Source organism: Actinocatenispora rupis (genome assembly GCF_016861975.1).
Classification (GTDB): domain Bacteria; phylum Actinomycetota; class Actinomycetes; order Mycobacteriales; family Micromonosporaceae; genus Actinocatenispora; species Actinocatenispora rupis.
Map to the genome: position 1 here is coordinate 1 of NZ_BOMB01000047.1, position 26,096 is coordinate 26,096.

Below are 26,096 nucleotides of genomic sequence, written 5' to 3' on the forward strand. Positions count from 1 at the left end.
TTACCGCGCGGCCGACCCGACGCGCCGGGGCCGGGCGCGCCCGCTCGGGACGCACCCGGCCCGCAGCCGGTCCGGGCTGGTTCACCGGCCGTCCGTGGTGAACGCCGCGCGCAGCCGCCGACCGTTGGCCAGGACCGCGACGGCCACCATCAGCAGGCCGCAGACGCCCTGTTCGAGCTTGAGCCACAACGGAAACGTCCCCGGTACGACGATGATCGCCGCGATCGCCACCGGCGTGACGATCGCGATGATCCGCAGCCGCCGGTACGCCCCGCGTGAGCCCCGCGCCGCCCGCGCCGCGAACAGCGACAGCAGCGCCGCGGTGACCACCACGATGACGGTCCGTACCCAGACGGCGGGGTTGACGGCGGCGGTGTCGTTGCGCAGGAGTACGACCGCGACGAGCGTGGCGACACCGATCGCCAGGTACCCGGCGAGCAGCAGCCGGACGGCCCGGAACGTACGCGCCACTCCGGTCGGGTCGGAGCCGGCGGGCCGGCGCGTCGCCGGGTCGGCCTGGGACGGGATGTTCATGCCGCGCTCCTCGGGACTGGAGAACCGGCCGAACGACCGGACATCCCGAGTATTCGGCGGCGCCGCGGCCGGCGGATCCGTCGACGGGGCGCGCCGGACGCGCCGCATCGGGCAGCCGCCGGATCCACCGATCGGTCGATGCGGACCTCAGCCCCGGTACGCCAGCACCAGGTACGACTCGTGCTCGGCGCGTACCGTGTCGCCGAGCCGCCGCAGCGCCGCCCGCAGGTCGGCCTGCAGCGCGGGAATCCGGTCGCCGAGCCGCAGGTGCGCGCTGGTCGTCGCGGCGAGCGCCACCCAGTCGTCCACCGGCAGCTCCCACACCCACCGGTACGTCCGCGTCTCCGCGGCGCCGAACCCGCCGCCCGCCGCCAGGTCCACCCCGTGCGTACGGGCCGGGTCGTCCGGCCTGCGCCAGCGGTCCACGATCTCCGGCGCGTGCCGCGCGTACACGGCGTCGACGGCGTCGGCGACCGGACCGTCCAGCGCCGCGTCGTGCCAGAACCGCGCGAACGCGCCGCCCGCGGTCAGCAACCGGGCCACCTTCGGTACCGCCACCGCGGGATCCGTCCAGTGCCACGAGTCGGAGAACGTGACCAGGTCGTACCGCCGGCCCTCGTCGGGCCACGCCTCGAACGTGGCGACCTCCACCGGCACACCGTGCCCGCGGGCCAGCTCCGCCATCCGCGCATCCGGCTCGACACCCTGCACCGCCAGGCCGCGCGCCGCCATCGCCACCGCGGCCTTCCCCGTACCGCAGCCGACGTCGAGCACGCGGTGCGCGCCGAGCGCGACCAGGTCGTCGATCAGCGCCTCCGGTGGTGCCGGCCGATACCGGTCGTACGCCTCGGCCACCGAACCGAACGACTCGGCCCGGCTCCGGTCCTGATGTAGGTCGTCCACGCCTGCGACCCTACAAGCCCGCGGGGTCCGGGCGCACCGGTCGATGCGTGTCGGGCACGGCACTGCAACCGTTCCGCGGCAACGGAATCAGCCCTGCCGCGACACCGCGGCGCGCAGCGCGGCGCGGAACTCCGCCGGCGCGTCCAGCCACGGCTCGTGGCCAGCATTCGGGATCACGACGACCTCGCAACCCAGCAGTACGCCGAGGCGGCGCAGCGCGTCGACCGGGCGGGTGTCGCCGGCGCCGCCGATGACGACCGCGCGCGGTGGCAGCAGCTCGCGCAACCGGTCCACCCGCTCCTCCAGCGCCACCGCCTTCTTCGCGGCGTTGAGCTGCGCGTTCATCATGAAGTTGACCGGGTGAAGGGCGCGGCCGCGGCCATCGCCCACCCCCAGGCGCGGTCCCGGTCGGCGTGGTCGGTGCACCACGACAGCGCGAGGAACTCGACCTCCTCCGCCCCGGTACGCGACGGCTGCGCACCCAGCGCGTCCAGCCTCGCCTGCTGGTCGGGGGAGCGCCGCGCCCGCTCCGCCGCCCGGTACTGTGCGCGCCACGGTTCCAGGAACGGTCCGGCGACCTGCACCAGCCCCGCCACCCGGTCCGGCCGGGCGAGCAGGACGTGACTGGCCAGGTCGGTGCCGTACGAGTGGCCCACCAGCACGACCCGCTGGTGGCCCCACGCGTCGAGCAGCGACACCAGATCGTCCACGTGGCGGGCGATCGTGTGCGTACCGTCCCAGGGCGAGCCGCCGGTGCCGCGCTGGTCGTAGCGGTGGACCGGGCACAGGTCGTCGATCAGCTCGGCGACCGGGGCCAGGTAGTCGGCGATGCCGGGTCCACCGTGCAGCAGCACCACGGGCGGTCGCGACCCGACCGGCACACCCGTCGTCCAGGTACGCAGCCGCACCCCGTCCGCCATCGTCACCGTCGCCACCACGCCGTCACCGTACTGCCCGCAGCCCCTTGCGCCCCAACGGTTTCCGTGCGCTACGCCCGATCGGTCCGGGGTGGGCGTTTCGGTGGTGTCGTCCGGGTTGCCGGTACGGGGCGGTGCCGCGGGGCTCGCGGTGGCCTGGACATAGGCTGGGGGGATGGGCGAGGCGGCGGAGTACCGGGAGACGGGCGAGGCGGCGTGGTCGTGGGTGCTGGCGCAGGTGCGCGGCGACGACGGCCCGTGGCTGCCGGAGACCGTACCGGTGGACGGTGACGCGCCGAGCGCACCCTCCGCCGACCGTGACGGGCTGTACGGCGGGCTCGCCGGCCTCGCCCCGCTCCTCGCCGAGATCGCCCGGTACCGTCCGCTCACCGACGCCGAGCGCGCGCTGGCCGACGCGATCGTGGCGCGGCTGGCGGCGACCGCGCCGGAGCGTACCGAGCCGTCGTGGGCGGACGGGCTCGCCGGTCACGTGGCCGCGTTGCGCCTGCTGGAGCCGGGACGCGAGCAGGTCGCGCTGCGCCGCCTGGCGGACCTGCGGACGCCGGAGGGTTGGCCCACCACGTTCGAGGTCGACGCCACCGGCCCGCTCACCGACATGATCATGGGTACCGCCGGCGTCGTGCTCGCCGCCGCCTGGGCCGGCGGACCGTACGCGGCGGGGCTGATGACCACCGGCGGGGAGGCGCTGCTGCGGGTGGCCGAGGAGACCGACGCCGGCCTGGACTGGCGGATGTGGCCCGGATACCCCGCCAGCACGCCGAACTTCGCGCACGGTACCGCCGGCGTGTCCGCCGCCCTCGCCGTCGCCGGCACGGCACTCGGCCGCGACGACTTCGTCACGGCCGCCGTCCGCGGCACCCGCCACCTGCTCGCCGTCGGATCCCTCGCCGACGACGCCTTCGTCGTCCCGCACACCCTCCCGTACTCGACGCGCGACGTGGAACCGGTCACGTACGGCTGGTGCCACGGACCCACCGGCCTGACGTACCTGTGCACGGCGCTGGCCCGCGCCGGGGTGACCGCCGTCGACGGGCACCCGGTGGCCGAGCTGCGTACCCGGTGCGTGCGCGCGGTGCTCGACTCCGGCCTGCCGCGCCGGCTGCGCCCCGGCTTCTGGGACAACGACGGCCGCTGCTGCGGTACCGCCGGGGTCGGCGACATGCTCCTGGACACCGCGCAGGACACCGGATCCGCGGACCTGCTCGTCGCGGCGCGCACGATGGGCGACGCGCTGCTCGACCGCGCCGTACGCGACGAGGCCGGTGCCCGCTGGCGGTTCGTGGAGCACCGCATCGACGAGCCGCTGCTGCCGCCTGGCACGTCCTGGATGCAGGGCGCCGCCGGCATCGCCGCCTTCCTGTTCCGCCTCTCCCGCGTACTCGACGACGGCGAGACCGCCACCGTCGTCGACCGCCCCGAACAGTGGTGGGCGGTGCCCGACGCGCTCCGCCTCACCCGTACCCGCTGACCGGAACGCGACACAGTCCACAGTGGACTGATTGCCGAGATCCGTTGGTACGCAAGGGGCTCAGGTGAGGCGGTCGTGGGTGGCGGTGGCCTCGGCACGTACCTCGGCGACGAACTCGCCGTCCACCCGCTCGACCTCGTCGTCCTCGTCGTCGGGGGAACCGTCGTCACCGGTCCACTCGTCCAGCGCGACCTCCCGGTACAGCACGGCGCTGGAGCGGATCCCGTCGAGCAGGTGTTCGAGCAGGTCGCGGGACGGGCGGAGCGGGTCGAGGAGGGTGGCACGCGGCGGCAGCAGCGCGCGGAGCAGGGCGTCGCGCTGCTCGGGCGGGAGCCGTTCGGCATGCCGGTGGGCGGCGGCGACCTGCTCGGCGACGGCCTCCGGATCCGGCACCCGGCCGCGCCGCACCGTGGACGCCTCGGACAGCAGCGCCAGGACGACCGCGCGGGGTGCGCGACCCTCCGCGACGACCGCCTCGACCACCGCGGACGGTACTTCGATCGAGCACGCCTGAATCGTGTCGGACTCGGCGAACACGGTCCACGGTTCCCGGTCGTCGGCCGCGCCGGTCACGGTCGCCGCCGCGACCAGCCAGTGCGCCGCGGCCACGCACGCCGCCGCCGGGTCCACCGCCGTGAACAGCTCGGGCGGCCCGGACGGGTCGCTGGCCAGCAGCGCGTCCGCGGCCTGTACCTGCACCGGCGACGCGTCGACCCGGTCGAGTACGACGGCCTGCACGGCGCGGCCGGTGAGATCGCCCCGCTCGGCGGAGGTCACGGCGTCCATCTCGCGCCGTACCTCGGCGATGACCGTCTCGACGAGCGGGCCGTCACCGATGTCCAGCAGTACCCGGCCGATCTGGTGCGCCGCCGCCTCGACCGCGTCGTACGAGGCGGTCAGGGTGCCGGTCTCGTCCGGCAGGTTCGGCGTGCGGATGCCCTCGACCACCTCGCCGAACGCCTCGCGGTGCTGCTCCCGCCGCCAGCGTTCCCGGTCGCTGTCGTCGGCGACGGCCGACGCCGGATGCACGTACGTGTCCCACAGCGCCTCGGACAGCGTCGACAGCGCGTCGCACAGCAGCAGCCGGAGCGCGTCGGGTGTGCCTTCGCCGAACGTCGCGACCGTCGCGGCCCGGTTGCCCACGCCGGCCGGCCACACCGCCAGGACACCCTGCGTACCGGCGTCGTACGCGTAGACCGTCACGAACCCTCCCGCGATGCCGCATCGACCCCTGGCCGGCGTCCATTCTCCGCGGTACCCGCCGCTCGCGGTCGCGCCACGCGCGGTCAGGCCGGCGGAGTCGCCTCCTCGACCGGCCGGCGCAACCCGCGATCCAGCACGGTCATCAGCAGGAACAGCACGCCGGCGGCGAGCATCAGCCAGGCCAGGTGATGCATCCCCGGCGTGTTCGCGTGCTGGCCGAACGACGCGGCCGTCGCCGCCGACGCGATCATCGACCCCATGTACACGAACGTGCGGAGCAGCCCGGCCGAGGCGGCGATCCGCTCCCGGTCCGCCTGGTAGTACACGGAGTTCTGGAGGGCGAGGCTGTTGAGCCCCTGCGGTACGCCGAAGATGACGGCGATCGCCAGCAGCAGCCAGATCGCGCTCGCGCCGCCCACGGTGAGCAGCAGCGCGCAGGCGACGATCTGTGCCACCGCCCCGACGACCAGCTTCCCGCGTACGCCCTTGCGCCGGCCGGTGAGCGTCGAGACGCCGATCGCCACGGCGAACATCGGCAGCTGCACCAGGCCGGCCTGCGACGGCGTGAGCCCGCGCCCCTCCTCGACCCACTGCGTGAACCCGTACAGGAACGCGTAGGCGACCACGTACGCCACCGTGGCCCGCGCGTACGTGGTGACCAGCGCGCGGTTGCCGCCCAGCAACCGCAGGTCGATGAACGGCACCGCGGCACGCAGCTCCCGTACGGTGAACGCCGCGCCGGCGGCGACCGCGATCATCACCAGGTACCAGGTGGACAGGTGTGGCCGCATCAGGAACAGCAGCAGCGACACGAGCATCGCGGCGAACAGCGCCATCCCGGGCAGGTCGAGTTCGGTGGCGATGCGGGTGGCGCGCCGGGTGCCGGTCCACTTCGGCAGCCGCAGGACGCCGAGGGTGACGGCGACGGCGGCGAGCGGGATGTTCAGCGCCGCGGTCGTACGCCAGCCGCCGAGGCCGATCAGCAGCCCGCCGAGCGACGGCCCGATCACGGCGATCGTCTGGTTGGCAACCGCCAGCGTGGTCAGCACCCCGCGCGGACTCTCCTGCCCGGTACGGTCGGCCTCGCTGCGCAGCAGCGACATCGCGGCCGGGTAGCCGGCGCAGGTGCCGAAGCCGAGCAGGACCCGCGCGCCGACCAGCGCACCCAGGTTCGGCGCGAGGGCACCGGCGATCCCGGCGACCCCGACCATCGACGTACCGATGAGGAACAGGCGGCGCGGGCCGAAGATGTCGATCAGTCGGCCGGCGACGGGCTGGCCGAGCGCGGTCGCGAGGTAGAGCGCGGACACCAGCCAGGCGGTCTGTGCCGGCGGCGCCCCGAACGCGACGCCGATCGGGACGAGCGCGACGGCGATGATCGACGAGTTCACCGGGTTGAGGACGGAGCCGAGGATCATCGGCGGGATCAGGCGACGGTTGAACCGCCGGCCCGCGTCGCCGGTCACGGTCGTGGGCATGTCGTCCGTGTCCCGTTCGGTGCCCTCACGCGCCTCGTGTCGCGTCCGGTCCGTACCCATGCGGGATCCGCCTCTCCGGCGCGGCCCGGGGGAGCCGGCGCCCCGGGTCCACGCGTACGCGCGCCGGGGCCGCCGCTGTCGCGCCCATGACCCCACCGTAGATCCGTCAGCCGGAACTGTACAGGCCAGACTGCACAGTTTTCGCTGTCGGTCCGATCACCCGAAGCGGCGTGTGCCAGGCCGACGACCGGCCTGCACGCTCGCGGACGATCGACCTGCGCTGCGCTCGCCCCGGCGGTCGGCGCGGGCCGGGTCAGCGCCCGGCGCGGGCGTGGCTCCGCGCGTCCGGCGCGGCGCCGCGGTGGACCCGGTACGTGGCGTGCACCATCCCGCTGTCGGACGCGTTGCTGGCCACGAGGCAGAGCTGGACGTCGCGGTCGAGCAGTCCGAACAGCGGGAGGCCGGCGCCGATGAGGACGGGCGCCCAGCCGACGCTGATCTCGTCGATCAGGTCGGCCCGCAGGAAGCTCTGGATGACCCCGCCGCCGTCGACGTACACCTGGTCGGCCCGGGACTCCGCCAGCGCCCGTACTGCCTCGTCGACGTTCCGGACGACCGTGATGCGGTCGTCCCCGGTGTCGAGGGTCGTGGACAGGACGATGACGCGCTTGTCGGCGTACGGCCAGCCGTCGAACGTCAGGACCTTCTCGTACGTGCCGCGGCCCATGACGAGGTGGTCGACGCCGGGGAAGAAGGTGTCCCAGCCGGCGACCTGCGCGCTGCTGGTGATGCGCGCGTGGCTGGGACCGGGCGCCGGGTCGGTGAGCCAGTCGATCTCCCCGTCGGGTCGGGCGATGTACCCGTCGAGGCTCGCGCCGATGAACACCCGGCCGGTCCAGCCGCGGGTGTGTGTCATGTCCATGCCTCCATCAGTTCGTCCAGTACGTGGGTGGGCAGCGGCGAGCCCGGCCGGGTGGCCCGGCGCACCATCGCGCCGTTGAGGGCGTCGAACAGCAGTGCGGCGCCCCGGTCGGGATCGTCGAGCCGGGGCAGGTCCAGGGCGGCCAGGAGCGCGGCGAGGTAGCGGATCTCCTTGGCCCAGCCCTGTCCGAGCAGGGCGCGGAGCTCGTCGTCGACCAGGTCGTCGAGCAGGTTGACCAGGCCCTGGGCCACCTGTCGCGGCCCGTCGCCGGCGAAGCGCCGCGCGACCCAGCCACGCAGTTCCCGCGCGGCGGTCCTGGTGTCGTCCGGGCCGTCGGGGATCCCGTCGATCCAGCGCCGGCTGAGCGCGAGCAGGATGCCGCCGCGCGAACCGAACCGCTTGATCAGCCCGGCCGGGCTCAGCCCCGCGGCCGGGGCGATCTCGGCGAGTGTCCATGGTTCCAACCGTTCGCGGTTGCTCAGCGCTGTCGCGATGCGGTCGAGGAGGACGTCCTGGTCGTCTCGTCTCGGTCGGGCCACGCGGTTAGTAAATCAGGATTCGCTAACTGCGGCAAGATCGCACCGACACCCGGGGATTCGCCGGCGCCTCAGCCGGTACGGAGCAGGTGCGTGAACGCGCGCTCGGCCGGGCTGCCCGGATCGGCGGTCACGAACACGACCTGCTGGTCGTCGTCCGGCACGGCCAGTACGTCGCAGTTGACGCGGACCGGCCCGACCTCCGGATGCTGGACCGTCTTCGTACGGTGGCCGGGGGCGCGGACCGGGTTGGCCGCCCACACCGCGCCGAACTCGGGACTGCCGGACCGCAGCTCGTCCAGCAGCCGGGCGAGCCGCGCGTCCCGCGGGTACCGGTCGGCGGCCGCGCGCAGCCGCGTCACGGCGATCTCCGCGAACTCCGCCGCACCGCCGACCGCGTGCCCACCACCCAGGAAGTACCGCCGGGCCAGGTTCGGTTCGTGGCGCAGGTCGCCGAGCAGCGCGCGGGCCAGCGGGTTCGCCGCGACCACCGTGTACGTGGCGTCGGTGACCACGGCACCCGCGCCGGGCATCCGGTCGAGCAGACCCGCCACGTACGGCCGGACCCGGCGCACCGGACTCGCCGGCGGTACCGGATCGGCGGCGGCGAGCCGGAACAGGTGGGTGCGTTCGGCCGGAGTGAGCCGCAGCGCCGCGGTCAGCGACTCCAGGATCCGCGCCGACGGGTGCGGGCCGCGCGCCTGCTCCAGCCGCGCGTAGTACTCGACGGACATGGCGGCGAGCCGGGCGACCTCCTCGCGGCGCAGCCCCGGCGTACGTCGGCGCGGGCCGGCGGGCAGGCCGACCTCGGCCGGGCGCCGCGCCTCCCGCCGGTCGCGCAGGAAACGCGCCAGTTCCCGCCTGCTCATCGGTCCTCCTCCGCGCTGCCTGGTACCGGTTGTGCCTGGATCGGCCGGGTCCGGCTGGCATCGTCGATGCCATGAAGACTTCCACGGCACTGGTCACCGGTGCCAACAAGGGCATCGGCCGGCACATCGCCGAACAGCTCGCCGCCGCCGGCTGCACCGTGTACGTCGGATCGCGCGATGCGGACCGCGGCCGGCGGGCGGTCGAGGAGATCGGCCCCGCCGCCCGCCTGCTCGTACTCGACGTCACGGACGCCGCCAGCGTCGCCGCGGCCGCCGACCGGCTCACCGAACTGGACATCCTCGTCAACAACGCCGGGATCCTGCTCGACGTCGCGATGCCGCAGGACACCGACCCGGACGTCTTCCGCCGGACGTACGAGACGAACGTGTTCGGGGTGGTGGCGGTGACGAACGCGCTCCTGCCGGCGCTGCGCCGCTCGCCGCACGGCCGCATCGTCAACATCTCCAGCGGCACCGGCTCGCTGGGCGACAGCACCGGGCCGGACGCCAAGCACGCCACCACCGGCCGCGGCGCCGCGTACCGGTCGTCGAAGGCCGCACTGAACGCGCTGACCGTGTTCTACGCGCAGGCGCTCGCCGCGGACGGTGTCAAGGTCAACGCGCTCGCGCCGGGCCTGCGCCGTACCGAGCTGAACGAGCGGGCCGCGACCGCCGACGGTGACCCGGCCGAGGCCGCCGCCGCCGCGGTACGCCTGGCCCTGCTCGACGACGACGGACCGACCGGCACGTACGTCGACTGGAACGGCGCGACCGTGCCCTGGTGAGTCCGCTCAGCCCGGCAGCGGGGTGTGCCAGTCGAGCTGCGCGGCGAGCTCGTCCGCGGACTGCTGCGGGCGTTCGGCCGGGCGGCCGGCGCTGAGCTGGGCGCTGGCGGCCGTGTTGCCGTCCACCCGCGGCCGGCGCATCCGTTCGTACGCAACGAAAGCGGCGTCCACGGTCGCGGTGTCGCGCAGCGCCTTGCCGAGTACGACGGCGTCCTCCAGGGCCAGCGCGGCACCCTGCCCGGTCGCCGGGGACGCGGCGTGCGCGGCGTCGCCCACCACCAGCGCCCGCCCGCCGTACCAGTGCCGGACGCTCGGCAGGTCCCGCGCGTTGGTCACCATCAGCGCCTCGCCGGTGGCCGCGACGATGTCGGCGCTCGGCGTACGGTCCGGCCGCAGCAGCGGCAGCAGCAGCTCCCGCCACCGCGCCGGCCCGCCGCCGGCCAGGTCCGCGTCGGTCAGCGGCGGCGCCGTGACCCGGCAGTACCAGAAGGTCTCGCCGGTGGGGGAGACGCAGTAGCCGAACGCGCTGCCGGACCCGCGGACCATGTCGATCCGGCCCGCGGCGGTCGGCGGCGTGGCGCGCGTGGTGCAGCCGTAGAAGACGCGCTGGCCCGCGTACCGGGGTGGCGGCGCGCCGGGGTCGATCGCCGTCCGTACCACGGAGTGCAGCCCGTCGGCGCCGACGAGTACGTCACCGCGGGCGGTGGAACCGTCGGCGAAGCCGGCGAGCACGCCGGTGTCGTCGGACTCCACCGACACCAGCCGGGCACCGTGACGTACCGGGACGCCGCGGTGGCGTACCTCGGTGCGGAGGACGCGGCACAGCTCGGACCGGCGCAGGCAGCGGAACGTCGTCAGCTCGTCGGCGTGCCCGTCGAGCGGGCGGGTCGCGACCTCCGCGCCGGTGTGGTCGGTCAGCCGCAGCGTGGTCAGCGGGAACCCGGCGGCCGCAACCGCTTCAGCCGCGCCGAGCTGCGCGAGCGCGGCCATCCCGTTGGTCGCCAGGGTGAGGAACGCGCCGTGGTCCGCGGCGCCGTCCGGCTGCGCCTCGTACACCTCGGCGTCGAGGCCGGCACGGTGCGCGGCGAGGGCGACCGCGCAGCCGGCGATGCCGCCACCCACCACCAGGACCCGCATACCGCCTCCCGTCGAGTCGCCGGCCCTCGATCGTACGCGCGTCGGCGGGCCCGGGTGCCGCCCCGCGGTCCGGTGTGGACCGTCCACTGAGGACGGTGCGGGCGCGCTTCGCCGGTGCGGCAGCGCTTCCGGGTGAGGCGGGCCACCGTGGGACGACCCTTGACTAATTCCCTACTGATCTGGTCGACTTAGCTCGTGACGTACCGCGTGATCCGCGGCCACATCGACTTCGGCCGGGTGTGGTCGACCTCCTGTCACCGCTGACGGGCCCCCGAGACCTCCTCGACGACCGACCCGCGCCCCGCACCGGTGGCGCCCACCCGCCGCGGCTGTTCCACAGTGGACGGTCGCGTCGCCCCTGCCCGCCGCGCCGGGCCAACACCCCCTCGAACCCGGAGGTGCCCATGGCATCCGTCCTGCTGCTGTCCGGAAGCCCCACCGAGAACTCCCGCACCACCGCGGTACTCGGCCTCGTCGCCGAACGGCTGCGCGCCGCCGCACACTCGCCGCACGTCCTGCGCATCCGGGACATCCCGCCCGCCGACCTGCTCGGCGCGCGTACCGGGGAGCCCGCGGTCGCGGCGACCGTCGAGGCCGTCCGTACCGCCGACGCGCTGGTGGTCGGCACGCCCATCTACAAGGCCGCGTACTCCGGGCTGCTCAAGGCGTTCCTCGACCTGCTGCCCGAGAAGGCACTCGCCGGCAAGCCCGTCCTGCCGCTCGCCACCGGCGGTACGCTCGCGCACCTGCTCGCCGTCGACTACGCGCTGCGCCCCGTCCTCAGCGCCCTGCGCGCGCCGCACGTGCTGCCCGGCTTCTTCGTCCTGGACCGTACCGTCCACATCGGCGGGACCGGACGCGCCGACCTGGACGCCGACACCGAACGCGGGCTGGCCGCCGCCGTCGACGCCTTCACCGCCGTCGTACCGGCACGCGCCAGCCTCGCCCGCGCGTCCTGACCCGCGCGGACCGTTGACGCTCGCGGCCCGGATCCGGTGCGCCGCAACCGATCGCGCTCGCATCGGCGCACCCGGGTCGCCACGCCCGGTCTGCTGGCGCCCGACTCCGGATCGGGGTGGCGGTCAGCGGGAGAGGTCGCCGGGCGGTTCGGTACGCACCGGCGTACCGGTGGGTGTCATCGGCGCGTCCGCGGACACGTGCCGGCTCGGCCGGTCGGTACGCCCGCCGGACGGCCAGCGCCGCGCCGCCTCCGCCGCGTCCTCGCCGGTGAGTACCCGGTCGCGCAGCACGGTCGCCAGCGACCACAGCACGAAACCGTCCAGGGCGATCAGCACGAGCGCCCAGACCGGGTAGTACGGCAGGAAGAAGAAGTTGTCGAGGGCGGCGAGCGCGGCGAGGACCATGCCGGCGTACGCGGCCCAGACGGCGCCGGCGAACAGCCCGAACGCGGTCGCCACCAGCAGCGCCCCGATGACCAGGTGCGCCCAGCCCCAGCCGGTCACGCTGAAGGTGAACAGGTAGTGCCTCGGCGCGGTGAAGAAGTCGCGGCCGGCGATCGCGGCGATGCCCACGACCGCCTGCATGACGCCGGCGAGCGTCAGCATCGTGGCCGCGAACACCGCGCCGGTCCGGGCGACGAGCCGCCGGGTACGTTCCGCCATCACGTTCCCCCCGTGGTCGGACGTGCCGTGCCCTTCCACGCTAGACGCCGTCGCCCGCCCCACACCCCGAACGGCCGGTTGCCCCGGCTCGTCACCGCCGCCGCGAGACCGGTTCCTCCCTCGTACCGTCCGGCTGTCCGGAACCGCGGTCGTCGCGGCTCCCTCCCGCCGCGTACGCCACGACGACGGTGCGCCGGCAGCTCGACGACGAGGCTCGCGACCGGCCGAACGGGGCCGAGCGTGATGCGGCGCATCGCACCGTCGTCCCCGCTGACGTCGTGGACCCCGCGGAGTGACGGTCAGGCCGGATGGTCGGCGAGGCGCGAGCGGACCCGGTCCGCGAGCGCCCGCAGGTACGGGCCGCGCCCGGCCTGCGCGCGGGCCTGCGGGGAGTGCGGTCCGTGCCGGGCGAGGATGTCGGCGAGGCGCTCGTCGGAGGTCATCGGCTCGCCGTGCGGCCCCACCGTGTGGTCGGCGTACGTGAGCGCGTCGGACACGCTGGAGTGTTCGTGCGGGAACCGGTCGAGGGCGCCGGGCAGGCCGCGGGCGGCGGCGACGAAGTCGGCGCCCGAATGGTGCGCGACCAGCGCGGCGACGCGGTCGGGCCAGCCGTGCCGTTCCAGGTACAGCGCGCCGTCGAGCGGGTGGAAGCCGGTCACGTACGTCTCGGGGCTGTAGCCGATGTCGTGCAGCCAGGCGGCGGCGAGCAGCACCTCCCGGTCACCCGCCGGTACGGTCCGGGCGAGGTCGGCGACCCGCAGCGCGACGGCGCGGGTGTGGGTCCACCGTTCGGGCAGGTCGTCGAGCAGGGTGCCGGCGAGCGCCGCGGCGGCTCGGAGGTGCGGCTTCCGGGCCGTGGTGTCCATGTCCCGACGGTAGGAAGTCCGCGGCGCGCCTGGCCAGTGCCGCCGGCCGGTACCGCGGCGGTGTTCATGCAGAGTTCACCGGCGCCGGCGGGGATCCGACGGACGGTCGCCGCCGGACGCCCGGCGGTCACGGGGCGAGCCGGTAGCCGACGCGCGGGCTGGTCGCGATGGCGGGCGGCGCGCCCAGCTTGCGGCGCAACCGGCCGATCGTGACCGCGACGGTGTTGGTGAACGGGTCGGTGTGCTCGTCCCACACCTGGTCGAGCAGGTCCTCGGCGCTCAGGTGCCCGGGCGCGGCCCGCAGCAGCGCCTCCAGTACGGCGAACTCCTTGGCGGACAGGTCGATCCGCCGCCCGTCGCGGGTCACCGTACGGTGCAGCGGGTCGAGCTCGATGCCGGCCGCGCGCAGCACCCGGGGCCGCGCCACCGGCCGCCGGCGGTACAGGGCGCGCACCCGCAGCACGAGTTCGGGGAAGTGGAACGGTTTGGCGAGGTAGTCGTCGGCGCCGAGGGTCAGCCCGCGGACCCGGTCGTCGGGGGAGCCGGCGGCGGTGAGCATCAGGACCATCGGCCGGTCGGCGCGTTCGGTGACCATGTGGCACAGCGTGTCGCCGTGGATGCCGGGCAGGTCCCGGTCGAGCAGCACCACGCCGTAGGAGGTGGCGTCGAGCTTCGCGGCGGCGTCCAGCCCGTCGTGCGCGACGTCGACCGCCATGCCCGCGTCGCGCAGCCCCTCGGCGAGCACCGCGGCGAGCGACCGGGCGTCCTCCACCACCAGCACCCTCACGACCCCTCCCCGGGGAGTACGACGGAGGCGCGGAGACCGCCGTCGGCGCGGGCGTGCAGCGCGACGGTGCCGCCGTGCGCGCCGGCCACCGCGGCGACGATCGCGAGGCCCAACCCGGATCCACCATCCGATCCGGTACGGTCCGCGCCGAGCCGGCGGAACGGTGCGGTCAACCCGGCCACCTGCGCCGGATCGAGTACGGTGCCGCCGTTCTCGACGGTCAGCGTCGTGGCGGGCCCGTCGGCGGCGAGCGCGACGCGGATCCAGCCGCCCGGCTCGTTGTGGCGTACCGCGTTGTCGAGGAGGTTGTCGACCAGCCGGCGCAGCAGCGTCGCGTCGCCGCGGACCCGGACACCGTGGGCGGATGCCACCCGGACCGTCAGGCCACGCGCGGCGGCCTCCCCGGTACGGTCCGCGACAGCGGCGGACACCACGTCCGCCAGCGCCACCGGTACGCCGTCGGCGAGGGCGCCGTGCTGCGCGCGGGCCAGCGCCAGCAGGCCCTCCAGCAGCCGGTCGGCCCGGTCCAGCTCGGTACGGACCCGGTCGGCGAGCGCGACCGTCTGCGGCGCGGCCTGCGGCTTGGCCGCCGCCACGTCCACCAGCGCGCGCATCGTCGCCATCGGCGTCCGCAGTTCGTGCGAGGCGTCGGCGACGAACCGGCGCTGCGCCGCGAACGCCGCGGCCAACCGTTCCAGCAGGCCGTCGATGGTGTCGGCGAGGTCCTTCACCTCGTCCGCCGGCCCCGGTACGGCCAGCCGCCGGTCCAGGTCGTCGGCCGTGATCCGGCGGGTCGACTCGGTGATGGTGCGCAGCGGCCGCAGTACGCGACGGGCCAGGACGCTGCCGACCAGCATCGACGCCGCCGCCATCACCGCGAGCGCCAGCGCGCTGCCGAGCAGTACCCGGCGGGTCTGGGCGTCCTGCACCTCGGCGAGCTGCTGCTGCACCTGCCGGAGCGCGTCGGCGGTCGCCGGTGTGTCCTCGCCGCCGGGCGCGGTGTCGCTGACCCGGTATCCGGCGGCGACCGTGCCGGCGATCGTCAGCAGTACGGCGCCGGACAGGACGAAGACGATCCCGTACAGCAGCGTGAAGCGGGACCTGATCGGCAGGCCGTGGCCCGGCATGCGCATGAGACCCCCGTCGGTGTGGCGTACGCGTCCGCACCCAGCATGCCGGGCCCGGCATGACAGCGGCATAACAGCGCCGGTTCGGCCGGTGTCATGCCGCGCGGCGCAGGCTCGTCGGCGTTCACACCGCCGTACAGACGGGACGCACCATGGGAAACGCCACCATCGAGATCACCGGACTACGCAAGCGGTACGGCCCGGCCGTCGCCCTCGACGGCATGTCGTTCACCGTCCCGCCGGGGCGGGTCACCGGCTTCGTCGGGCCGAACGGCGCCGGCAAGACCACCACCATGCGGGTCGTACTCGGGCTCGCCGCGGCCGACGCCGGGACCGCGCTGATCGGCGGCCGGCCGTACCGGGAGCTGCGGACACCGCTGCGGCACGTGGGCGCGCTGCTGGACGCGGGCGCGCTGCAACCGGGCCGCTCGGCGCGCAACCACCTGCTGTGGCTGGCGCACTCGCAGGGCCTCGGCGCCGCCCGCGTCGACGCCGTACTCGACCGGGTCGGGCTGGCCGCGGTGGCGCGCCGGCGCGCCGGCGGCTTCTCGCTGGGCATGCGGCAACGCCTCGGCATCGCCGCCGCGCTGCTGGGCGACCCACCGGTACTGATGCTCGACGAGCCGGTCAACGGGCTCGACCCGGAGGGCGTCGTGTGGATCCGCGGCCTGCTGCGGTCCCTGGCCGCGGAAGGCCGCGCGGTGCTGGTGTCCAGCCACCTGATGAGCGAACTGGCCGACACCGCCGACCATCTCGTCGTCGCCGGCCGCGGCCGGGTACTCGCCGACGCCGCGGTGGCCGAGCTGATCGCGGCCGCGTCCGACGGCCGCGTCCTGGTACGCACGGCCCAGCCAGCGGCGGCGCACGCCGCGGTCCTGTGCGCCGGCGCCCGGGCCACCGTCACCGGCCCGGACACTCTCGACGTGACCGGACCGCCGGCGGACCGGGTCGTGGCGCTGCTGACCGCGGCCGGGGTGCCGTTCGCCGAGGTCACCGCGTACCGGGCGAGCCTGGAGGAGGCGTACCTGCGGCTCACCCGGGACGCGGTCGAGTTCCGGGCGACGGGGGAGGCGGCGCGATGAGACACCTGGTACGCGCCGAGTGGACGAAGTTCCGGAGCGTGCGGGGCTGGGGAATCGCGCTGCTCGCCGCGGTCGCGCTCACGGTCGCGCTGGGCGTGTCCGCGGCGGCCGGCAACCACTCGTCGTGCGGCGGGGCGAGCGACGCCTGCCCGGCCCTGCCGCTCGGCCCGGACGGCACCGCCGTCGACGACCACTTCTCGTACGTGCACCGGTCGCTGACCGGCGACGGCAGCATCACCGTACGGCTGGCGTCGATGACCGGGCAGCGGCGCCTGCCCGACGCGACCCCGGGCGTACTGACCGTCGAGTCCGGGCTCGTACCGTGGGCGAAGGCCGGCGTCATGCTCAAGTCGAGCACCCGCCAGGGCGCGTCGTACGCGGCGCTCATGGCCACCGGCACGCACGGCGTGCGTCTCCAGTACGACTTCACGCACGACATCGCGGGCAGTACGGCCCGGGTGACCGCCGCCGCGCCGCGCTGGCTGCGCCTGGTCCGTACCGGCGGCAACCTCACCGGGTACGAGTCGGCCGACGGCACGCACTGGACGCGGGTCGCCACCGTCCACCCGGCGGGCCTCGGATCCCGCGTACGCATCGGGTTGTTCGCGGCGTCGCCAGGCAACCTGCGGGTCACCCGCGCCGATCTCGGCGGCTCGGTCGAGACGGTCAGCTTCTCCTCGACCACCGCCGTGTTCGACCACGTCGGGCTCGCCGGTACGACCGCGGGTGCCTGGCGCTACTCGGACATCGGCGCGACGCTCGAACCGGGCGGCTCGGTGCACCACCCCGGGTCCGCGCGGTGGTCCGCCGGGACGTACACGGTGACGGGGGTGGGGGACGTCGCGCCGAGCCTGGACGGCATCGCGGTGGAGAAGACGCTCACCGGGTTGCCGCTCGGGCTGCTGGTGACGATCGTGGTCGCGGCCGGGTTCGCGACCGCCGAGTACCGGACGGGGCTGGTGCGGAGCACGCTCGCCGCCGAACCGCGACGGGGCCGTGCCCTCGCGGCGCAGTCGGCGGTGACCGCGGCGGTGGCGTTCGCGGCCGGACTGGTCGCCGTCGGCGTGACGCTCCCGGTCGGCGCACACGTGTTGCGCGCCAACGGAAACCACGTACTGCCGGCCGGCGCGCTCACCGACGTGCGCCTCGTCGTCGGCACCGCCGCGCTCGTCGCACTCACCGCCGTACTCGGGCACGCGCTCGGTGTCCTGCTACGCCGCGGCGCCGCCGCCATCGCCCTCGGCTTCGCGCTGGTGGTCGTGCCGCGCCTGCTGGCCACCTCCTCGGTGATCCCGGACGGCGCCGCCCGCTGGCTCCTGCGCCTCACCCCGGCCGCCGGGTTCGCGATCCAGCAGAGCATTCCCACGTACGACCAGGTCACCGCGCATCTCGTACCGCAGAGCGGGTTCTACCCGCTGCCACCGTGGGCCGGACTCGCCGTCACCGCCGGGTACGCCGCGCTCGCGCTGCTGCTCGCCCTGGTCGCGCTGCGCCGGAGGGACGCATGAGCCGCGCGCTGCACGCCGAGTGGACGAAGCTGCGCACCCTGCCCGGCACCGGCTGGCTGCTGCTCGGCACCGTCGCCGTCACCGTGGCGGTCGGCGCCGCCGCCGCGGCCACCGTCTCCTGCCACACCACCACCTGCGGGTACGACACGCCCAAGCTCGCCCTCTCCGGCGTACTCGCCGGCCAGGCGCTCGCCGCCCTGCTCGCCGTCACCGCCGTGACCACCGAGTACGGCACCGGCCTGGCCACGGTGACGTACGCGGCGCTGCCTCGGCGTACCGGGGTGCTGGCGGCGCGGGCGACCGTCGTGGCCGCGGTGACCGCGGTCGCCGGTACTCTCGGCGTGGCGGGCTCCCTGCTGGTGGCGCGGATCCTGTTGCCGCGCAACGGTTTCACGCCTGTCCACGGCTACCCACCGCTGTCGCTGGCCGACGGGCCGACCCTGCGCGCCGCCACCGGCACCGTGCTTTACCTGGTGCTCGTGGCACTGTTCGCCCTCGGCGTCGCCACCGCCGTACGCGACACCGCCGCGGGCGTCGGCCTCGTCGCCGGCGTCCTGTACGTGCTCCAGATCGCGCCGTACGTGGTCGGCGACCCCGGCTGGCAGCGCGCGCTGTGGCGGCTGTCGCCGACGAACGCCGGACTCACCGTCCAGGCCACCCGGCACCTGTCGCACTACCCGCTCGGGCCGTGGGCGGGGCTCGGCGTCCTCGCCGCCTGGTCCGCCGCGGCCCTGCTCGCCGGCGGCCTGCTGCTCAAGTACCGCGACGCCTGACCAGCCCGGAAGGCGTTGCCCCGCAACGCCTTCCGGGCTCCCGTGGCACCCCGCAGCCCGGAGCCGCGCGCCAGCGCGAAGCTAGGTGTTAGGGACGCTTCTCGAGGTGTTCTTTGACCTCCTGCGCGACGACGCGTGACGCCTCCGCCAGCCCTTGTTCGCCGATGAGCATCGCAATCTGAAGGAACGCGACGAACTCGTCGGTCGAGGGACCGAGCGAGAGCCCTGAGACACGCTGCCAGTTGGAGACGTGTAGCAGCACCTGATCGCCGTGCACGTCCGCGGAAACCAGCCGGCTGTATACCCATTCCCGGGTCCGTGTCGAGCCTGTGAAGACCACGCGCTTGCTGGTCACGGTGACCGCACCTTCGTCCACGACGGTCTGCTCCACCTGGCCCGGTACGTACTTGCCGTGAACGCCGCCGACGCGTACCCGGACGCCGGCAGCTACCCGAATACTCGCTCCGCGCGACCCGCTCGTGTAGGCCCCGCCCGTTGCGCGAGGCTCGACAAGATCACCGATACCCGTCCACACGCCCATCTCGCTTGGCCGCAGTACCAGGCCGCCATCCCAGTGGGAACCATCGCCGATGCCGGTGGTCGCGTGGGAGAGCCGTTGCAGAAGGTCGTGTTCACGTTGCCACTGTTCGCGCCGCTGGGCGAGTTCCTTGGCCTGCTTGCGTGCTGCTCGTCGCTGCGACCGTCCAAGCCTCGGGGCCGGGACAGCACTCGGGCCATGGCGGGCGCCTGAGTCAGCATCTGGTGCTAGCTCGGCGGCGGGACCTGCGGATGCCGGCCGGGTCGTCTTCTCCGCATCGCTCGATTCGTTTAATGCCGCCATGAGCCGCCTGAAAGTTTCCGCCTGCTTCCGGCGAAAATGGAGCTTATAGGTCTGGCCGGTTACCGACGTAATGGCTAGCTCGCCGTTGATCAACCGGCGCGCGTCGCGAAGCTGCAGGCGACCGATCTGGCTCGCCGAAAGAGTCACGTCAGCTGTCTGACCGTGCCCTGCCAAGGCAAGGCGGGCCGCCTTGTTGCTCCCACGGACCCGTAGAGTCGATCCGTCCCACGAGCCGTGGATCATGTAGCCGTCGAACTCCACACTGCCGACTGTCCCTGCGATGCCGCATTCGTTGTAGGACCGGACGACCGGTCCTCCGGACCGTGCGGGCCGTCTACGCCAACGAACCTCCGAGGGAGGGTCCACGGTACGGACGTGGTTCGGTCCGGAGCTGGACACACCTCGGACGTGCCTCCGTCGGAGCCTACGGCGGATGCCCAGATCTCCCGGTCTTGATGTTGTTGGTGCTGACCGCGTGCTGACTGGTGCAGTGGCGTCCGCGGCCTGACCTGCAGAAACTGCTCCCAGCACGACTATCACCCAGATCTACGAGGGCACGAACCAGGTTCATTGCATCGTCATGGCCCGCCAAGTCCTCACCCGCCCCTGACGACGGATGCCACACACCCCGGCATGCCCGCTACCGGCGGGTACGGAGCACCGGAAAGCGTTGGGGGACGGGGGATCGGGAAGGGTTGGGGTGGTACGGGCCGGCAAGCTGTGCAGATCGCGTACCGGTGGGGCCGCTGCCGTGTACAGTGCCGGTCGGTCCCGTCCGGGGGCCGGTGCCGGACAACGGAGGAACGCGAGTGGTGTCACGACGTGGGGTCGCCGCCGGCGGGATCGCCGCGGTGGCCGGTGGGCTCGGCGGGTTGGCGTTGGGTGGCGGGCCGGCGGCGGCGGGCGGCGGGGTCCGGCTGGACCGGATGCGGCTGGTGAGCCTGTCGCACGTGAACGATCCGGCGACGACGAACGTGTTCCCCGGCGATCCGCCGTTCCGGTTCCGTACGATCGCGACGATCCCCGACGACGGGTACCTGTTGCACTACGTCGAGGAGGGCGAGCACACCGGTACGCACTGGGGCGCGCCCGGCCACTTCAACACGGGCGAGCCGCTCGCCGACGAGCTGGACCCGTCGGATCTGTTCCTGCCGGCGGTGAAGGTCGACGTGCGGGAGCAGTGCCGCGACGATCCCGACTACGCGGTCTCGGTCGAGGATCTGAAGGCGTGGGAGCGCAGGCACGGCCGGATCCCGGACGGCGCGATGGTCGTGCTGTGGACGGGGTGGGACGCGAAGTGGGGCACCGACGCGTACCCGAACGCGGACGCCGAGGGGGTCATGCACCAGCCGGGGTTCGGCCTGCCGGCGGTGCGGTGGCTGGTGGACACCGGGCGGCTGGGCCGCACCGGCGGCACCGGTACGGACACGTTCTCGCCGGACGTGGGCACCGACGAGACGTACGCGGTGTCGAAGCTGGTGTACCAGGAGCACCGGATCAGCCTGGAGGTGCTGGGGAACCTGGCGGCGCTGCCGGAGACGGGCGCCTGGGTGCTGGCCGGCGGCCCGATCCACCGGCACGGCGCGGGATCCACGGCGACGATCTTCGCGTTCGTGCCGACCGACTGACGCCCGCGCGGGCCGGATCGGCTCAACGGAGCCGTTCCGGCCGGGTCAGGGCGCGACGACCATGCGGCCCTTGCCGTCGCGCTTCCCGGCGTACATGGCGGTGTCGGCGCGGCCGAGCAGGTCGTCGGGCGTGACCGTGGCGCCGGCGGGTGGGCTGGTGACGCCGAGGCTGGCGCCGAGGAACACGGTGCCGGCGGCCACCGGGTACGGTTCGGCGAGCGCGGCGAGGATCCGTTCGCCGACGCGCCGCGCCACCTCGGGCAGGTCGGCCCCGCCCTCCAGGAGTACGGCGAACTCGTCGCCGCCGAGCCGCGCGACCGTGTCGCCGCCGCGTACGCAGGAGAGCAGCCGGTCGGCGACGTCGCGCAGGACCGCGTCACCGGTGGCGTGGCCGTACCGGTCGTTGACGGCCTTGAAGTCGTCGAGGTCGACGAACATCAGCGCGAGGGGCCGGTGTCCGGAGCGCCCGGTGGCGGCGGCGAGCCGTTCGGCGAAGAGGGTACGGTTCGCCAGCCCGGTCAACGGATCGTGGTACGCCTGGTGCGTGAGGCGCTCCTGCGCCTGGCGTACGCGTTCGAGCAGGATCCGGTTCTCGACGAGGGTGATGAGCTGGCGTACCACCACCAGCCCGGCGACCAGCAGCCCCAGGTAGATCGTGGGCGCGGACGGCCGGTGCCCGAGCGCGGTCCACAGCGCGATGACGATCCCGCTCGCCGTGGGCGGCAGGTACGGCAGGAGCAGGTGTGGCCAGTCGGTGCGCCACTCCCGGCGGCGGCGCCCGTCGCGGCGGATCCGGGACCACTCCGGGGCGACCATTGCCAGGGCGATGAGCGCGGGCCCGGCCACGAACCCGACGTCGGCGGCCGGCTTCATCCGTTCGGCGCCGATGCTGACCAGCCAGGCGAACACGCTGTCGGACGCGGAGATCGCGACGAGGCCCAGCCCGAGCAGCAGCAGCGGCAGCCGGTCCACCGCCGACACCTGCCGGACCAGCGCCAGCAGGATGACCATCACGACCAGCGTCAGGTCCGTCGTCGGGTACGCGATGGCGATCGCGAACGCCAGCCGCGTCGGCGCACCCTGGTGTACGACGGCGGAGAGGGTGGTCTGCCAGGCGAGCAGCAGCATGCTGAACACCACGATGAGCCCGTCGAGTACCAGCGTGGTGTGGCCGCGTGGGCGGGCCGCGGCGGTACCGGAGGGTGCGGCGGCGCTGGCCGCGACCAGCAGCGCCGGCAGCGCGAACAGCGGCAGCATCAGGTAGCCGATGTCGGCGACGCCGGGCGACGGCATCGGCGTGTCGCCGAACACCTGGTACCAGGACCAGATCGCCTGCCCGCAGCCCCAGCCGAACATCGCGCACCCGATCAGCACCCGCCACCACCGGGTACGCCCCGCGACGCGGGCCGCGGTGGCCCAGGCGGTACCGGCCGCGACGAGCGCGCCGAGAAGTTGCGCGAGGTCGTCCAGGACGACGGTCGTCGTGGCGCCCAACGCGTGCGTGGTGGTCAGCAGCGTGGTCGTCGCGACCAGGACGGCGGTGCCCGCGGCCACCGGCAGGAACCGCTGCGTCCTCATCGTCGCGTCATCGGTGCGTCCCACCCCTCGGCCCCGCACCGCGACCCCGTGTCCCGGCCCGACCACCGACCGGCAGTGGCGCCCGTCGATGGAACCACATGCTACCGACGAAAACGGGCACCGATGATCAACCCCGGCGGGAACGCGCGTCAGGCCCGGGCGAGGGTACTGCCGAGCGCCGTGCGTTCGTACAGGACGCGGGGGCCGTCGCGGTGCGCGGTGAGCAGCCCGGTGTCGCGGAGTACGGACAGGTGCGCGGAGACCGAGGACAGCGCGAGCCCGAGCCGGCGGGCCAGCACGGTCGTGGTGACCGGCTCGTCGACGGCCGCCAGTACGGCGGCGCGGCCGGTGCCGAGCAGCCGGGACAGCGCCGCGGACGCCGACGCCGCGGGCCGCCACAGCGCATCGATGCCGCGCGCCGGGTAGATCAGGGTCGGCTGCCACGGCGACGCGAACCCGCTGACCGGCTCGGGCCAGCAGTACACGCTGGGCATGAGCAGCAGGCCGCGGCCGGCGAGGGTCTGCACCCGCCGGACCCGCTCCGCCGACCGGTACGTGAGCGTCCCGTCGGTCCAGGCGATCCGCGGGTGCAGGTCGGCGAACAGCGCCTCCAGCCCGCCGGCGGCGAGTCGCCGGGAGCGGTGCGCGATGTCGGCGGCGAGGACGGCGCGCACGCGCGGCCAGTCCGCCTCGACCAGGGCGTGCCAGGCCCGTTCGGTCGCGTCGGCGAGCCGGCGTACCGCGGCGGCGGGGTCGGCGAGCAGCGTGCGCCCGGCGGCCGAGTCCGCGGCACCGGCCAGCGACCGCCGCATCTCCTCGTACGCGACGGTCGGGTCGGTGGCGCGCAGCCGGGCGATCTCCTCGTCGAACGTGGCGGCCGCGGTGTACGGCGCGTCCGGCGGCGGCCCGAGGAAGTCCGGCGTGTAGCCGGGGGTCGGCATCAGCAGCCACAGCTCGGCGAGGTCGAGTCCGGCGACCGCGGCGCGCGTCCGGTCCAGCCACGGCACGTGGTACGCGTGGCGTTCGGTGCGCCGCAGCGTCCGTACGGCCTCGTGGGTCTCGCACAGCGGCGACACCGCGAACCGGCACCGGACCAGGTCGTCCGGGCCGAACCGGAGTTCCAGCGGCACGGCGCCCCCTTTCGTTCCCCGCCGAAACAGTAGGCCGCGGCGGCGGGTGCCGGCAGGCTCGTCGACCATGTCCCTGCTCACCCGACGCACCGGCTACCGCGACGTGTTCGCCGTGGCCGAGTTCCGCGCCGTGTTCGCCGCCCACGTCCTGTCGATCCTCGGTGAGGTACTGGCCGGCATCGCACTGTCCGTCCTGGTGTACCGGCTGACCGGGTCGCCGCTGCTGAGCGCGCTGACGTTCGCGCTCGGCCTGCTGCCGTACGCGCTGGGCGGCACGGTCCTCGCCTCGGTCGCCGACCGCTTCCCGGCCCGCCGGGTACTCGTCGCGTGCGACCTGCTGTGCGCGGCCGCCGCCGTCGGCCTCGCCGTGCCTGGTACGCCGGTGGTCGTGCTGCTGGTGCTGCGCGCCGCGATGGCCGCCGTCGCCCCGGTGTTCACCGGTACCCGGGCGGCCACGCTCGCCGACATCCTCGGCCCGGGCGACGGGTACGTGCTGGGCCGGTCGCTGATCCGGCTGGTCGCGCAGGGCGGGCAGCTGGTCGGGTTCGGCGCCGGTGGCCTGCTGCTGACGATGCTGTCGCCGCGGGCGGTACTGGCCGTCACGACGGCGACGTTCCTGTGCTCGGCGCTGATCCTGCGCGCGGGTACCCGGCGGCGGCCGGCGCGCGGCGGGACCGGTCCGCTGCTCGCCGGGTCGCTGCGCGGGATGCGCCGGCTGCTGGGCGACCGCCGGATCCGCGGGCTGCTGGTCCTGGCGTGGGTACCGCCGGCGTTCGTGGTGGTGTCCGAGGCGCTGCTCACCCCGTACGCGGCGGGGATCGGCGCCGGTCCGGTCGGGCTGGGCCTGCTGATGTGCGGCATGCCGGTCGGTGCCGTCCTCGCCGAGACGCTCACCGGCGCGCTGCTCGGCCCGCGTGGCCGGGACCGCCTGGTACGCCCGGTCGCGCTGTGGGCCTGCCTGCCCGCGCTGGCGTACGCGCTGCACCCGTCGCTGCCGCTCGCCCTGGCGTGCCAGGTCCTCACCGGCCTCGGCATCGCGTACGGGCTGGGACTGGACCGTCGCTTCGTCGCCGCGGCACCGGAGGAGCTGCGCGGCGTGGCGCTGACGCTGCAGACGGCGGGACTGATGACCGCGCAGGGCCTGGGCATGGCGCTGGCCGGCGCCGCCGCCGAGGTACTGCCGGTCCCGACGGTCGTCGCCGGCGGCGGGCTGGTCGGACTGTGCGCCGTCGCCGCCGCCCTCCGGTACGCGCGCCCCGCGCTGCGGCATGATCTGGGGTCGTGACCCGACGCGCCGAGATGTTCCTGCCCGAGGACCGCGACCCGCGGGCCGGCACCCGTACCACCGGGGCGGAGCTGCCGATGCTGCGCGACATGCTGGCCGCGCAGCGCGCCACGCTGGAGCTCAAGTGCGCCGGGCTGGACGCGGAGCTGGCGCGGCGGGCCGTGCCGCCGTCGACGCTGTCGCTGCTCGGCCTGGTCCGGCACCTCGCCGACGTGGAACGCCGCTGGTTCCGGCAGGTACTCGCCGGCGCCGACGCCCCGCCCCGGTACTCCTCGGCCACCGACCCGGACGGTGACTTCGACGGCGCCGTACCGGACGCCGAGGTGGTCGCGGAGGCGTGGCGGTCGTGGCGGGACGAGGTGGCGTACGCGGACCGGTTCGTCGCGGCGGCGCCCGATCTGGACGTGACCGGCACGGACTCCTGGCGCGGCACGGTGTCGCTGCGCTGGGTGCTGCTGCACCTGATCGAGGAGTACGCGCGGCACAACGGGCACGCCGACCTGCTGCGCGAGCGTACCGACGGGGCGCGCGGCCTGTGAGGTTCGGCTGCGGGCGGGCCGGTGCGGTGGGCACAGTGGGACGGTGGGCGCGGAGCGTGCGGACACCGGCGAGTGGGGCAGCTCGCTGTCCCTCGACGACCAGGTCTGCTTCGCGCTGTACGCGGCGTCCCGCGCGGTGACCGCGGCGTACCGGCCGCTGCTGGCGGAGCTGGGCCTGACGTACCCGCAGTACCTGGTGCTGCTGGTGCTGTGGGAGCGCGGCGAGGTGTCGGTCGGGGAGCTGGGTGCCGCGCTGCGCCTGGACTACGGCACGCTGTCGCCGCTGCTGCAGCGGATGGCCGCCGCCGGGCTGGTGGAGCGGGAGCGGCAGCCCGCCGACGAGCGGTCGGTTCTGGTCCGGGCGGGCGAGCGGGGGAGGGCGTTGCGGCGCCGGGCCCACCGGGTACCGCCGGCGATCGGCGCGGCGACGGGGCTGTCACCGGGCGAGGCGCGCCGGCTGCGTACCGAGCTGATCGCGATCGCGGACCGGTTGGCGGGCGACCGGTCGCCGTGATCCCGTTCACCGCGGGCCCGCGTCCGGCATAAACATTGCGTAC

General features: G+C 74.6%; 27 protein-coding genes. 10 read left to right on the plus strand and 17 right to left on the minus strand.

Translation table 11 applies throughout. The annotated features are described in order from the left end of the window. Nucleotides 1-81: 81 nt before the first annotated feature. The 4 genes from Aru02nite_RS32705 to Aru02nite_RS32720 all read right to left on the minus strand — a co-directional run bounded on the left by Aru02nite_RS32705 (nucleotide 82) and on the right by Aru02nite_RS32720 (nucleotide 2,375). The gene (locus Aru02nite_RS32705; RefSeq protein WP_239077091.1) at nucleotides 82-534 is read right to left on the minus strand and encodes a hypothetical protein; all 453 of its coding nucleotides are present in this window, start codon (nucleotides 532-534) and stop codon (nucleotides 82-84) included. A gap of 147 nt (nucleotides 535-681) precedes the next feature. Further along, nucleotides 682-1,437: a class I SAM-dependent methyltransferase gene (locus Aru02nite_RS32710; RefSeq protein WP_203664131.1), complete on the minus strand. Its 756-nt coding sequence runs from the start codon at nucleotides 1,435-1,437 to the stop codon at nucleotides 682-684. An 87-nt stretch (nucleotides 1,438-1,524) separates the two neighbouring features. Then, entirely contained in the window at nucleotides 1,525-1,785 is a 261-nt protein-coding gene (locus Aru02nite_RS32715) for an alpha/beta fold hydrolase (protein ID WP_203664132.1), read from the minus strand. Next, entirely contained in the window at nucleotides 1,782-2,375 is a 594-nt protein-coding gene (locus tag Aru02nite_RS32720; protein WP_203664133.1) for an alpha/beta fold hydrolase, read from the minus strand. The genes Aru02nite_RS32715 and Aru02nite_RS32720 overlap by 4 nt, the downstream gene beginning before the upstream one ends. 154 nt (nucleotides 2,376-2,529) lie before the next feature. On the opposite strand from Aru02nite_RS32720, the gene Aru02nite_RS32725 reads away from it, so the two are divergent. Continuing rightward, nucleotides 2,530-3,843 (plus strand): lanthionine synthetase LanC family protein, encoded by a 1,314-nt coding sequence (locus Aru02nite_RS32725; RefSeq protein WP_203664134.1) that lies wholly within the window; start codon nucleotides 2,530-2,532, stop codon nucleotides 3,841-3,843. 60 nt (nucleotides 3,844-3,903) lie between these two features. Here Aru02nite_RS32725 and Aru02nite_RS32730 read toward each other — a convergent pair whose 3' ends face one another. From Aru02nite_RS32730 to Aru02nite_RS32750, 5 genes are all read right to left on the minus strand, one after another. Beyond that, nucleotides 3,904-5,046: a hypothetical protein gene (locus Aru02nite_RS32730; protein ID WP_203664135.1), complete on the minus strand. Its 1,143-nt coding sequence runs from the start codon at nucleotides 5,044-5,046 to the stop codon at nucleotides 3,904-3,906. A gap of 83 nt (nucleotides 5,047-5,129) precedes the next feature. Further along, a complete protein-coding gene (locus tag Aru02nite_RS32735) occupies nucleotides 5,130-6,584 on the minus strand; it encodes an MFS transporter (RefSeq protein ID WP_239077092.1) in 1,455 nt (484 codons plus the stop codon). Between the two features lie 253 nt (nucleotides 6,585-6,837). Next, a complete protein-coding gene (locus tag Aru02nite_RS32740) occupies nucleotides 6,838-7,440 on the minus strand; it encodes a dihydrofolate reductase family protein (protein ID WP_203664136.1) in 603 nt (200 codons plus the stop codon). Continuing rightward, nucleotides 7,437-7,985: a TetR/AcrR family transcriptional regulator gene (locus tag Aru02nite_RS32745; protein ID WP_203664137.1), complete on the minus strand. Its 549-nt coding sequence runs from the start codon at nucleotides 7,983-7,985 to the stop codon at nucleotides 7,437-7,439. Before Aru02nite_RS32745 ends, Aru02nite_RS32740 begins: the two co-directional genes overlap by 4 nt. A gap of 68 nt (nucleotides 7,986-8,053) precedes the next feature. Then, nucleotides 8,054-8,851 (minus strand): helix-turn-helix transcriptional regulator, encoded by a 798-nt coding sequence (locus Aru02nite_RS32750; protein WP_203664138.1) that lies wholly within the window; start codon nucleotides 8,849-8,851, stop codon nucleotides 8,054-8,056. 71 nt (nucleotides 8,852-8,922) lie between these two features. On the opposite strand from Aru02nite_RS32750, the gene Aru02nite_RS32755 reads away from it, so the two are divergent. Next, nucleotides 8,923-9,636: an SDR family NAD(P)-dependent oxidoreductase gene (locus Aru02nite_RS32755; RefSeq protein ID WP_203664139.1), complete on the plus strand. Its 714-nt coding sequence runs from the start codon at nucleotides 8,923-8,925 to the stop codon at nucleotides 9,634-9,636. Between the two features lie 6 nt (nucleotides 9,637-9,642). Here the strand turns inward: Aru02nite_RS32755 and Aru02nite_RS32760 are convergent, their stop codons facing one another. Then, on the minus strand, nucleotides 9,643-10,773 hold the full coding sequence (locus Aru02nite_RS32760; protein ID WP_203664140.1) for an FAD-dependent monooxygenase: 1,131 nt from the start codon (nucleotides 10,771-10,773) through the stop codon (nucleotides 9,643-9,645). 404 nt (nucleotides 10,774-11,177) lie between these two features. Between Aru02nite_RS32760 and ssuE the strand changes: the two genes are divergently transcribed. Then, nucleotides 11,178-11,732 carry an NADPH-dependent FMN reductase gene (ssuE, locus tag Aru02nite_RS32765; protein WP_203664142.1) on the plus strand — a complete coding sequence of 185 codons (555 nt, stop codon included), beginning with the start codon at nucleotides 11,178-11,180 and terminating at the stop codon, nucleotides 11,730-11,732. Between the two features lie 123 nt (nucleotides 11,733-11,855). Here the strand turns inward: ssuE and Aru02nite_RS32770 are convergent, their stop codons facing one another. From Aru02nite_RS32770 to Aru02nite_RS32785, 4 genes are all read right to left on the minus strand, one after another. After that, entirely contained in the window at nucleotides 11,856-12,395 is a 540-nt protein-coding gene (locus tag Aru02nite_RS32770; RefSeq protein WP_203664143.1) for a DUF7144 family membrane protein, read from the minus strand. Nucleotides 12,396-12,694: 299 nt separating this feature from the next. Beyond that, the gene (locus tag Aru02nite_RS32775) at nucleotides 12,695-13,261 is read right to left on the minus strand and encodes an HD domain-containing protein (RefSeq protein ID WP_203664144.1); all 567 of its coding nucleotides are present in this window, start codon (nucleotides 13,259-13,261) and stop codon (nucleotides 12,695-12,697) included. A 127-nt stretch (nucleotides 13,262-13,388) separates the two neighbouring features. Continuing rightward, complete coding sequence (locus tag Aru02nite_RS32780; RefSeq protein WP_203664145.1) at nucleotides 13,389-14,048, minus strand: response regulator transcription factor; 660 nt, start codon at nucleotides 14,046-14,048, stop codon at nucleotides 13,389-13,391. Further along, nucleotides 14,045-15,181 carry a sensor histidine kinase gene (locus Aru02nite_RS32785; protein WP_239077093.1) on the minus strand — a complete coding sequence of 379 codons (1,137 nt, stop codon included), beginning with the start codon at nucleotides 15,179-15,181 and terminating at the stop codon, nucleotides 14,045-14,047. The genes Aru02nite_RS32780 and Aru02nite_RS32785 overlap by 4 nt, the downstream gene beginning before the upstream one ends. Before the next feature lie 146 nt (nucleotides 15,182-15,327). On the opposite strand from Aru02nite_RS32785, the gene Aru02nite_RS32790 reads away from it, so the two are divergent. The 3 genes from Aru02nite_RS32790 to Aru02nite_RS32800 are packed head-to-tail and all read left to right on the plus strand — an operon-like array spanning nucleotide 15,328 to nucleotide 18,538. After that, nucleotides 15,328-16,257: an ATP-binding cassette domain-containing protein gene (locus tag Aru02nite_RS32790; RefSeq protein ID WP_203664146.1), complete on the plus strand. Its 930-nt coding sequence runs from the start codon at nucleotides 15,328-15,330 to the stop codon at nucleotides 16,255-16,257. Further along, nucleotides 16,254-17,765: a DUF1349 domain-containing protein gene (locus Aru02nite_RS32795; protein ID WP_203664147.1), complete on the plus strand. Its 1,512-nt coding sequence runs from the start codon at nucleotides 16,254-16,256 to the stop codon at nucleotides 17,763-17,765. Before Aru02nite_RS32790 ends, Aru02nite_RS32795 begins: the two co-directional genes overlap by 4 nt. Further along, nucleotides 17,762-18,538, plus strand: coding sequence for an ABC transporter permease (locus tag Aru02nite_RS32800; protein WP_203664148.1), 777 nt, complete (start codon nucleotides 17,762-17,764; stop codon nucleotides 18,536-18,538). The genes Aru02nite_RS32795 and Aru02nite_RS32800 overlap by 4 nt, the downstream gene beginning before the upstream one ends. An 88-nt stretch (nucleotides 18,539-18,626) precedes the next feature. Here the strand turns inward: Aru02nite_RS32800 and Aru02nite_RS32805 are convergent, their stop codons facing one another. Further along, a complete protein-coding gene (locus Aru02nite_RS32805; protein WP_203664150.1) occupies nucleotides 18,627-19,640 on the minus strand; it encodes a hypothetical protein in 1,014 nt (337 codons plus the stop codon). A gap of 551 nt (nucleotides 19,641-20,191) precedes the next feature. Between Aru02nite_RS32805 and Aru02nite_RS32810 the strand changes: the two genes are divergently transcribed. Further along, entirely contained in the window at nucleotides 20,192-21,007 is an 816-nt protein-coding gene (locus tag Aru02nite_RS32810; protein ID WP_239077094.1) for a cyclase family protein, read from the plus strand. A gap of 45 nt (nucleotides 21,008-21,052) precedes the next feature. On the opposite strand, the gene Aru02nite_RS32815 is transcribed toward Aru02nite_RS32810, so the two are convergent. Both Aru02nite_RS32815 and Aru02nite_RS32820 read right to left on the minus strand, forming a co-directional pair. After that, entirely contained in the window at nucleotides 21,053-22,585 is a 1,533-nt protein-coding gene (locus tag Aru02nite_RS32815) for a GGDEF domain-containing protein (RefSeq protein WP_203664151.1), read from the minus strand. A gap of 149 nt (nucleotides 22,586-22,734) precedes the next feature. Continuing rightward, a complete protein-coding gene (locus Aru02nite_RS32820) occupies nucleotides 22,735-23,715 on the minus strand; it encodes an ArsR/SmtB family transcription factor (RefSeq protein WP_239077095.1) in 981 nt (326 codons plus the stop codon). A gap of 67 nt (nucleotides 23,716-23,782) precedes the next feature. On the opposite strand from Aru02nite_RS32820, the gene Aru02nite_RS32825 reads away from it, so the two are divergent. From Aru02nite_RS32825 to Aru02nite_RS37025, 3 genes are read left to right on the plus strand one after another with little or no spacing between them, the layout of a single operon-like run. After that, nucleotides 23,783-25,000 carry an MFS transporter gene (locus Aru02nite_RS32825; RefSeq protein ID WP_203664152.1) on the plus strand — a complete coding sequence of 406 codons (1,218 nt, stop codon included), beginning with the start codon at nucleotides 23,783-23,785 and terminating at the stop codon, nucleotides 24,998-25,000. A gap of 14 nt (nucleotides 25,001-25,014) precedes the next feature. Then, the gene (locus Aru02nite_RS32830; RefSeq protein ID WP_203664247.1) at nucleotides 25,015-25,539 is read left to right on the plus strand and encodes a DinB family protein; all 525 of its coding nucleotides are present in this window, start codon (nucleotides 25,015-25,017) and stop codon (nucleotides 25,537-25,539) included. A 43-nt stretch (nucleotides 25,540-25,582) separates the two neighbouring features. Beyond that, entirely contained in the window at nucleotides 25,583-26,053 is a 471-nt protein-coding gene (locus Aru02nite_RS37025) for a MarR family winged helix-turn-helix transcriptional regulator (protein WP_275408770.1), read from the plus strand. Nucleotides 26,054-26,096 lie beyond the last annotated feature (43 nt).